The sequence below is a fragment of the Micromonospora sp. SL4-19 genome, from assembly GCF_047921475.1.
Classification (GTDB): domain Bacteria; phylum Actinomycetota; class Actinomycetes; order Mycobacteriales; family Micromonosporaceae; genus Micromonospora.
The window spans coordinates 89,422-96,802 of the sequence record NZ_JBLROB010000023.1; the positions used below are offsets into that span (position 1 = coordinate 89,422).

Here is a 7,381-nt window from a genome sequence, read left to right on the forward strand (position 1 = left end):
GCGACAGACGCGCCGAGCCGGAGTTGTCGCAGGGGAGAAATCTCAGCCGGCGCAGGCCGGGCAGGTGCCGAAGATCTCCAGGGTGTGACTGACCTCGGCGTACCCGTGCTCGGCGGCGACCCGATCCGCCCAGCTCTCCACCGCGGGCCCGGCCACCTCCACCGTCCGGCCGCAGCGCCGGCAGACCAGGTGGTGGTGATGGCCCTCGCTGCAGCGCCGATAGAGGTGCTCCCCGCCGGGCGGGCGCATCACGTCGATCTCGCCGGCGTCGGCGAGCCCCTGCAACGTCCGGTAGACGGTGGTCAGGCCGACCCGTTCGCCCCGCTGGCGCAGCATCGCGTGCAGGTCCTGCGCGCTGTGGAAGCCCTCCACCTCGGCGAGCAGCGCGCTGACGGCCGTCCGTTGCCGGGTGTTGCGGAGCACCTGCTCGCTCATGCCGGCCGCTCCCCGGCGTGGCTGACCGCGTCCGCCACGATGTGCGCGACGTGCTCGTCCACCAGGGCGTAGGCGATCTCGCGACCCCGTCGGGAGCCGCGGACCACGCCCGCGCCGCGCAGCACCCGCAGGTGCTGGGAGACCAGCGGCTGCGGGGCGCCCAGCTTCTCCACCAGCTCGTGCACGCAGCGCTCACCCTGGGCCAGCTCGCTGACGATCGCCAGCCGGATGGGCGCCGACAGCGCGCGCAGCAGGTCCCCCGCGCCCTCGAAGGCGTCGTATCCGGTGGCGGTCACCCTGTAACGGTAACCAATGCCAGCAGCGTCGGCCGGTACGGGCTCATCGGAGCACCACCTCGGGCTCGTGCGGCTCGGCGGCCGGCATCGTGACGGGGCGGGAACGCCGCCGCAGCGTGCGCCAGCCCGCCGCGGCGAGCGCCACCACCAGGAACGAGCCGATGGCCAGCAGCACCACCGTGGCGCCCGGTGCGGTGTCGGCGGTGGCGGCCACCCAGATCCCCGCCCCGGCGGCGAAGAGCCCCAGCGCCATCGCCGCCGTCATGGTGCTCCGGAAGCCCCGGGTGACCTGCTGCGCGGCGGCCACCGGCACCACCATCAGGGCGCTGATCAGCAGCACCCCGACCGCCCGCATGGCGATCGTCACCGTCCACGCGGTACCCACCGCGATGAGCAGGTTGAGCGCCCGCACCGGCAGCCCGGAGACCCGGGCGTACTCCTCGTCGTGGCAGACCGCGAAGAGCGCCGGGCGCAGCGCCAGCATGGCCACCAGGACCACCCCGCCGAGCACCAGGATGGTGACCAGGTCGGCCGGGGAGGTGGTGAGCAACGACCCGAACAGGTACGAGTTGAGCGAGGCGCTGCCGACGTCGGAGAGCCCGACCAGCAGCACGCCGCCGGCGATGCCGCCGTAGAAGAGCAGCGCCAGGGCCAGGTCCCCGGAGGTACGCCCGCGCGAGCGGACCCACTCGATCGCGATCGCGCCCAGCGTCGCCGCGATCACCGCCACCAGCACCGGGGACCGGTTGAGCAGCAGTCCGGCGCCGACGCCGGTGAGCGCCACGTGGCCGATCCCGTCCCCGATCAGCGCCAGCCGGCGCTGCACCAGATAGATGCCGAGCGCCGGGGCGGCCAGGCCGATGACCAGCGCGCCGACCAGGGCGCGCAGCATGAAGTCGTAGTGGAAGATGCCCATGTCAGATGCTCCACAGCCCGGCGGGCTCCTCGTCGCAGTGCGGATGCACGTGCTCGTGGTCGGGGTCCGCGTGGTGGCCGGCGGGCTCCGGCACCGCGCCGTCGTGGGCGATGCCACCCTGGTGGACGACGACCGCCCGGCTGATCAGCGGGCGCAGCGGCCCCAACTCGTGGGCGACCAGCAGCACCGTCCCGCCGCCGTCGACGAAGCCGCGCAGCGCCCCCGCGAACGCCTCCTGGCTGGCCGCGTCCACCCCGGCGGTCGGCTCGTCGAGCACCAGCAGCTCCGGCTGGCCGGCCAGGGCCCGGGCGATCAGCGTGCGCTGCTGCTGGCCACCGGAGAGGGCGGCGACCGGGTCACCGGCCCGGTCGGCGAGCCCGACCGCCCGCAACGCGGCGGCGACCGCCTCCCGGTCGGCCCGTCCCGGCGGGCGCAGCACACCCCGGCGGGCCAGCCGCCCGGACGCCACCACCTCCCGCACCGTGGCCGGTACGCCGCCGGCGGCCCCCAGCCGCTGCGGGACGTACCCGATGCGGTGCCACTGCCGGAAGCGGCGCTGCGGGGTGCCGAAGAGGCTGACCGACCCGGCGCCGAGCGGCACCAGGCCGAGCACGGCGCGGATCAGGGTCGACTTGCCGGAGCCGTTGGCGCCGAGTACGGCGACCACCTCACCGGCGGCCACGGTCAGCGAGACGTCCCGCAGCACCGGCCGTCCGTCGTAGCCGACGGCGGCGTGCGCGACCTGGATCACGGATTCGGTCACGAGCAGTCCAAGGCGGTCCGCAGGGTCTGGAGGTTGGTACGCATCGTCGACAGGTAGTCGCCGCCGGCGGACGCGCCCTCGATCGGGTCGAGCACGGCGGTCTTCGCCCCGACCTCGCGGGCCACCGTCTCGGCGACCTTGGGGCTGACCAGCGTCTCGAAGAAGATGGTGGTGGCCTGGTGCTCCCGGGCCTCCTTCGCCACCTCGGCGAGGCGCCGCGGGGAGGGTTCGCCCTCGGGGCTGAGGCCGGTGATGCCGACCTGTTCGAGCTGGTAGCGGGCGGTCAGATAGCCGAACGCGGTGTGGCTGGTCACGATCTCCCGGCGCTGGCAGGTCCGCAGGCCCTGCGCGTACTCGCCGTCCAGCTTCGTCAGTTCGGCGCGGAGCGCCGTGGCCCGGGCGGTGAACTCGGCGGCCCGGTTCGGGGCGACCTTGCCGAGCCGCTCCGCGAGCCGGTCGCCGATGGTGGCCAGCCGGGTCGGGTCGAGCCAGACGTGCGGGTCCTTGCCGCCGGTCTCCTCCTCGTGGCCGGCCTCGCCCTCGTGCTGGTGCCCGCCGGCGGCGGCGTCCAGCAGCGGCTGCACCGTGGCGACATCGAAGGCCCGGTCGCGGCCGTTCTGCGCCACCGCCTCGTCGACGGCCGGCTGGAAGCCGGCGAGGTAGACGATCAGCTCCGCGTCGGCCACCTGGCCGACCTGGCGCGGGTGCAGCTCAAGGTCGTGCGGCTCGGCGCCGGGCTTGGCCAGGTTGGTGACCCGGACCGCGTCCCCGCCGACCTGCTCGGCGAGGAACTGCAGCGGGTAGAAGGCGACCACCATGTCGACCCGGTCCGGGTCGGTGCCACCGCCACCGCCACCGCGGTCCGCGCAGGCCGCGGCGCTGCCGAGGGTGAGCAGGGCTGCGGCGGCTGCGGCCAGGGTGCGCGGGGCGGAGCGGATGGTCATGCGACCAACTGTCCGCGATAACGAAATTGATTGTCAACAACGCATGGGTGCATGTCAGCGCGGCCGCGCCAGTCAGAACAGCTTGACCAGCGCCACCGCGATCAACAGCGTCAGCATGAGCAGCCGCAGCACCCGGGTCGCCGGCTTCTGCACCGGCCAGGTGACGCTCATCAGCCACACCAGCATCGCGGCCAGCGCCAGCAGCAGCACGCCGCCCGCCGGGCCGGGTGCGAAGAGCCCCACCAGCATCACGACCAGAGTGGCCAGGAACACCACCAGCGGGTTGAGCCGGGCCAGCCGGGCGAGCAGGGGAGTCTGCGTACGCTGCATTTCACAAACTCTACGAGGAGGACGCCGGTGCTGGTCACCAACCGGTTCGTGGTTGACCCTGATGGCGCGTCGAACTTCACCGAGCGGGCGCACGCCGCCCTCGCCGCGCTCGCGGCCCGCCCCGGTTATCTGCGCGGAGAGCTGATGCGGGCGCTGGACGACCCGACGCACTGGTGCCTGGTCACCGAATGGGAGTCGGTCGGGGCGTACCGGCGGGCGCTGGGCGGCTTCGACGTCAAGGTCACGGCGGTGCCGCTGCTGGCCAGCTCGGTCGACGAGCCGTCGGCGTACGAGACGTTGGCCAGCGCCGCCCCGCAGGGCGAGATCGTGGTCGTCGCCAGTGATCGGGCCGCACGTCCTTACCGCTGAGGCCCGGGGCACTACCCTCTGGCGTATGACCGCTCCCGGACCGGCCGCCCCGCCCCCGCCTCCCGTGTCGCCCGGCGTGCCGCCGGTACCGGGGTCGCCGTCCGGTCCCGGGTCCCCCGAGCCGCCGCCCGGCCCCGGGGTCGCCCCGCCGTTCGCGGCCCCGCCCACCGAGGGCGGCCGGGCCCGCCTCGGCCTCGGTCTCGGCGTCGGCGCGCTCGCCGTGCTGCTCTGCTGCGGCGGGGGCGCCGCGGCCATCATCGGGCTGGCGGTGAGCAACGTCCAGGCCGTCGAGGAGCAGGGCCGGGCGGTCACCAACAACTACTACCGGGCCCTGGTCAACAAGGACTGGTCCAAGGCGTACGACCAGCTCTGCAACGACGCCCGCCGGCGCGAGTCCCGGCCGGAGTTCGAGCAGCGGGTGGCCACCGAGCCGCAGATCACCAGCTACCAGGTGGGCAAGGTCGACCCCCAGGCGCTGACCGTGCCGGTGGACGTGACCCTGGCCGGCGGCAAGCGGGAGGGCCAGACGGTGACCCTGGCGCCGGACCAGCAGACGGGTGCCATGGAGGTCTGCGGGGTGAGCTGACCAGGCCCCGGTATTGTGCTGGGTTCGGGACGACGATAGTCGTACCGTTGTCCCGAACCGTCCGGTTCCACTCACCTCGCCCCCGCCGACCGCCAGCCGGCGTAGGAGGAAACATGCCAGCCGACCGTATCGACGCCGTCGTCAGCCTCGCCAAGCGCCGGGGCTTCGTCTTCCCCTCCAGCGAGATCTACGGAGGCACCCGCTCGGCGTGGGACTACGGCCCGCTCGGCGTGGAGCTGAAGGAGAACGTCCGCCGGCAGTGGTGGAAGACCATGGTTCAGCAGCGCGACGACGTCGTCGGCCTGGACTCCGCGGTCATCCTGGCCCGCAAGGTCTGGGAGGCCAGCGGCCACATCGCCGAGTTCGTCGACCCGCTGACCGAGTGCCAGTCGTGCCACAAGCGGTTCCGCGCCGACCACCTCGAGGAGGCGTACGAGGCCAAGCACGGCAAGCCGCTGACCTCGCTCACCGAGCTGAACTGCCCGAACTGCGGCAACAAGGGCACCTTCACCGAGCCGAAGATGTTCAACGGCCTGATGAAGACCTACCTGGGCCCGGTGGAGAGCGACGAGGGGATGCACTACCTGCGCCCGGAGACCGCCCAGGGCATCTTCGTCAACTACAAGAACGTGGAGACGGTCGCCCGCAAGAAGCCGCCGTTCGGCATCGCGCAGACCGGCAAGTCGTTCCGCAACGAGATCACCCCGGGCAACTTCATCTTCCGGACCCGCGAGTTCGAGCAGATGGAGATGGAGTTCTTCGTCGAGCCGGGCACCGACGAGGAGTGGCACGAGTACTGGCTGCGGGAGCGCTGGAACTGGTACCTCGACCTCGGCCTCTCCGAGGAGAACCTGCGCTTCTACGAGCACCCGAAGGAGAAGCTCTCCCACTACTCGAAGCGCACCGTCGACATCGAGTACCGGTTCCAGTTCGGCGGCAGCGAGTTCGCCGAGCTGGAGGGCATCGCCAACCGCACCGACTTCGACCTGTCGACGCACAGCAAGCACTCCGGCGTCGACCTGTCGTACTTCGACCAGACCAAGGGCGAGCGCTGGACCCCGTACGTCATCGAGCCGGCCGCCGGCCTGACCCGCGCGGTGCTGGCGTTCCTGCTGGAGGCGTACGACGTCGACCAGGCGCCGAACGCCAAGGGCAAGATGGAGGAGCGCACCGTGATGCGCTTCGACCCGCGGCTGGCCCCGGTGAAGGTGGCGGTGCTGCCGCTGTCCCGCAACGAGGCGCTCTCGCCGAAGGCCCGGCAGCTCGCCGCCGACCTGCGTAAGCGCTGGGTGGTCGAGTTCGACGACTCGCAGGCGATCGGCCGCCGCTACCGCCGGCAGGACGAGATCGGCACGCCGTTCTGCGTGACGGTCGACTTCGACACGCTGGACGACAACGCGGTGACCGTGCGGAACCGGGACACCATGGCCCAGGAGCGCATCTCGCTGGACCAGGTCGAGCGCTACCTCATCGAGCGCCTGCCCGGCTGCTGAGCTGGTCACGGGGCTCCGACCGGTGCGGGAACGCGCCGGTCGGAGCCCCGTACACTTGTCCGGTGACCGCCCCGACCGTGCCCGCGCTGCGTTCGTTGACCCTCGGGCGGCACCAGGTCTGGCCGCCGGTGGTGCTCGCGCCGATGGCCGGGATCACCAACGTCGGCTTCCGCCGGCTCTGCCGGGAGCAGGGCGGCGGCATCTACGTGTGCGAGATGATCACCACCCGGGCGCTGGTCGAGCGGAACCCGAAGACGCTGCGGATGATCGCCTTCGGCCCGGAGGAGCAGCCCCGCAGCCTCCAGCTCTACGGCACCGATCCGGAGATCACCGCCGCCGCCGTGCGGATCGTGGTGGAGCGGGACCTGGCCGACCACATCGACCTCAACTTCGGCTGCCCGGTCCCCAAGGTCACCCGGCGCGGTGGCGGGTCGGCCCTGCCGTGGCGGCGCCGGCTCTTCGCCCGGCTGGTCAAGGCCGCGGTGGACGCCGCGTCACCCGCCGGGGTGCCGGTCACCGTCAAGATGCGCAAGGGCATCGACGACGACCACCTGACGTACGTCGAGGCCGGGCTCGCCGCGCAGGACGCCGGTGTCGCGGCGGTCGCCCTGCACGGGCGTACGGCCGCACAGCGCTATTCGGGCACCGCCGACTGGGACGCCATCGCCACGCTGAAGCAGGCGCTCGACGTGCCGGTGCTCGGCAACGGCGACATCTGGGAGGCCGACGACGCGCTGCGGATGGTCGCCCACACCGGCGTCGACGGCGTGGTGATCGGGCGGGGCTGCCTGGGCCGGCCGTGGCTCTTCGCCGACCTGGAGGCCGCCTTCAACGGCCGCCCGGAGCGGCGGCTGCCCAGCCTCGGCGAGGTGGCGGTGACCATGCGGCGCCACGCCGAGCTGCTGGTGGACCAGTTCGTGGCCGGCGCCCGCAACCCGGCCCGGGGCGAGCGGGACGGCTGCACCGACTTCCGCAAGCACGTCGCCTGGTACCTCAAGGGCTTCCCGATCGGCAGCGAGCTCCGCCGCTCCCTGGCGATGATCGACAGCCTGGCCCAGCTCGACGACCTGCTCGGCAAGCTGGACCCGGCCGTGCCGTTCCCGGTGGAGACCCTCGGCCAGCCGCGCGGCCGGACCAACTCCCCGGGCAAGGTGTTCCTGCCCGACGGCTGGCTCGCCAGCCGCGACGACGACACCCCGCCGGACGGCGCCGAGCTGGACGACTCCGGCGGCTGATTCCGAAGACGGCT

General features: G+C 72.8%; 10 protein-coding genes. 4 read left to right on the top strand and 6 right to left on the bottom strand.

Features of this window, described 5'->3' with window-relative positions:
- Positions 1–42: 42 nt before the first annotated feature.
- The 6 genes from ACNAVT_RS23430 to ACNAVT_RS23455 all read right to left on the bottom strand — a co-directional run bounded on the left by ACNAVT_RS23430 (position 43) and on the right by ACNAVT_RS23455 (position 3,684).
- Positions 43–435: a Fur family transcriptional regulator gene (locus ACNAVT_RS23430; RefSeq protein ID WP_416299297.1), complete on the bottom strand. Its 393-nt coding sequence runs from the start codon at positions 433–435 to the stop codon at positions 43–45.
- The gene (locus tag ACNAVT_RS23435; RefSeq protein WP_416299298.1) at positions 432–731 is read right to left on the bottom strand and encodes an ArsR/SmtB family transcription factor; all 300 of its coding nucleotides are present in this window, start codon (positions 729–731) and stop codon (positions 432–434) included. The genes ACNAVT_RS23430 and ACNAVT_RS23435 overlap by 4 nt, the downstream gene beginning before the upstream one ends.
- Positions 732–774: 43 nt before the next feature.
- Positions 775–1,647, bottom strand: coding sequence for a metal ABC transporter permease (locus tag ACNAVT_RS23440; RefSeq protein WP_416299299.1), 873 nt, complete (start codon positions 1,645–1,647; stop codon positions 775–777).
- Position 1,648: 1 nt separating this feature from the next.
- The gene (locus tag ACNAVT_RS23445; protein ID WP_416299300.1) at positions 1,649–2,410 is read right to left on the bottom strand and encodes a metal ABC transporter ATP-binding protein; all 762 of its coding nucleotides are present in this window, start codon (positions 2,408–2,410) and stop codon (positions 1,649–1,651) included.
- Entirely contained in the window at positions 2,407–3,354 is a 948-nt protein-coding gene (locus tag ACNAVT_RS23450) for a metal ABC transporter substrate-binding protein (RefSeq protein WP_416299301.1), read from the bottom strand. Before ACNAVT_RS23450 ends, ACNAVT_RS23445 begins: the two co-directional genes overlap by 4 nt.
- Before the next feature lie 72 nt (positions 3,355–3,426).
- On the bottom strand, positions 3,427–3,684 hold the full coding sequence (locus ACNAVT_RS23455) for a DUF6703 family protein (RefSeq protein WP_416299302.1): 258 nt from the start codon (positions 3,682–3,684) through the stop codon (positions 3,427–3,429).
- 27 nt (positions 3,685–3,711) lie between these two features.
- Between ACNAVT_RS23455 and ACNAVT_RS23460 the strand changes: the two genes are divergently transcribed.
- The 4 genes from ACNAVT_RS23460 to dusB all read left to right on the top strand — a co-directional run bounded on the left by ACNAVT_RS23460 (position 3,712) and on the right by dusB (position 7,367).
- A complete protein-coding gene (locus ACNAVT_RS23460) occupies positions 3,712–4,053 on the top strand; it encodes an antibiotic biosynthesis monooxygenase family protein (protein ID WP_416299303.1) in 342 nt (113 codons plus the stop codon).
- Between the two features lie 25 nt (positions 4,054–4,078).
- Positions 4,079–4,639 (top strand): hypothetical protein, encoded by a 561-nt coding sequence (locus ACNAVT_RS23465; protein WP_416299304.1) that lies wholly within the window; start codon positions 4,079–4,081, stop codon positions 4,637–4,639.
- 113 nt (positions 4,640–4,752) lie between these two features.
- Positions 4,753–6,132 (top strand): glycine--tRNA ligase, encoded by a 1,380-nt coding sequence (locus ACNAVT_RS23470; protein WP_416299305.1) that lies wholly within the window; start codon positions 4,753–4,755, stop codon positions 6,130–6,132.
- Positions 6,133–6,194: 62 nt separating this feature from the next.
- Entirely contained in the window at positions 6,195–7,367 is a 1,173-nt protein-coding gene (gene dusB, locus ACNAVT_RS23475) for a tRNA dihydrouridine synthase DusB (RefSeq protein ID WP_416299306.1), read from the top strand.
- Positions 7,368–7,381 lie beyond the last annotated feature (14 nt).

What these genes read in the sequence shown, in the direction of transcription:
- ACNAVT_RS23465 (WP_416299304.1), top strand. Translation starts at nt 4,079, where the DNA reads ATGACCGCTCCCGGACCGGCCGCCCCGCCCCCGCCTCCCGTGTCGCCC.
- ACNAVT_RS23440 (WP_416299299.1), bottom strand. Translation starts at nt 1,647, where the DNA reads ATGGGCATCTTCCACTACGACTTCATGCTGCGCGCCCTGGTCGGCGCG.
- ACNAVT_RS23470 (WP_416299305.1), top strand. Translation starts at nt 4,753, where the DNA reads ATGCCAGCCGACCGTATCGACGCCGTCGTCAGCCTCGCCAAGCGCCGG.
- ACNAVT_RS23455 (WP_416299302.1), bottom strand. Translation starts at nt 3,684, where the DNA reads ATGCAGCGTACGCAGACTCCCCTGCTCGCCCGGCTGGCCCGGCTCAAC.
- ACNAVT_RS23450 (WP_416299301.1), bottom strand. Translation starts at nt 3,354, where the DNA reads ATGACCATCCGCTCCGCCCCGCGCACCCTGGCCGCAGCCGCCGCAGCC.
- ACNAVT_RS23430 (WP_416299297.1), bottom strand. Translation starts at nt 435, where the DNA reads ATGAGCGAGCAGGTGCTCCGCAACACCCGGCAACGGACGGCCGTCAGC.